Raw genomic sequence first — 917 nt, forward strand, 5'->3', positions numbered from 1 at the left:
GAATACTTTTCTATTGCAGGAAGATTGTTACCTGTCGCAGCATTGACATTACAAATGCTGTAATCTCCTTTACTTGCAGATGAACTCCGATTATCAAAAATGTGAAAATTATTATTAACCTGATTTTTCGGAATTGCCGATTTGATGAGAATACCTCTGACAACCTTGTCGAAGATATTACCTTTGATCGTGACGTTATCAGGAACAGTCCCTCCCGCATGCCTCAGGCTTATCACAATAGCAGCCATTCCATGCACATCAGTGAAATGATTACGACTGATCATAATGTTATAAATGCGCTGAAGCGAAGTGTTAGGTTCCAGATCAATGCTGCCTGGCATTCCTTTACGTGAAATACGGGTAAAGCGATTTCCATCAATAAGGATATCATGCCCGTCAATAATACTAATGCCATTACGGTTACTGAAGTTAACGCCGTCAAAGATGACGTTTCTTATCACAATATGGTGGTTTGAAACAACATTCCCCTGCCCGACATAAACTCCATCGCCACGAAACCCTGTGAGGTTTAAATTTGAAAGCGTAACATCGTGCGCATTGAATATACTGATCAGAGGATTATGTTCTGCGAAGCCGTTTTTTTCTGCGCCGCCAATAAAAGAAACCCCCGAAATTTGCACATTACTGACAGCCCTTGTGCTATCGCCCGAAGAAATATTTATCACGCCAACAGTATCCGGTAAGGTAAAAGTCTGTTGAATTTGCGCACCTTTTTCACCGGAAAGCGAGGTATTGCTGTCAATGAAGAGAGGATGACTGAGGAAACAGCCAGGGTGAATTATTTTAATCTGCGTATTTTTTATTTCCCTCTCTTTAAAAAAGTGATAAATGTCAGGCGTAATCAGGCAGTCAATGATGACTGTCTCAGCCCGACATAAAGAGCCGCTCATCAGCAC

Annotated in this window: 1 protein-coding gene; it reads right to left on the reverse strand. The window is 41.4% G+C overall.

The window, feature by feature from the left end; translation table 11 throughout:
• On the reverse strand, positions 1-917 hold a 917-nt coding region (locus tag AC1DUO_RS25475; RefSeq protein ID WP_477989476.1), incomplete at both ends, for a right-handed parallel beta-helix repeat-containing protein.

Source organism: Rahnella sp. P4_A8 (genome assembly GCF_056402435.1).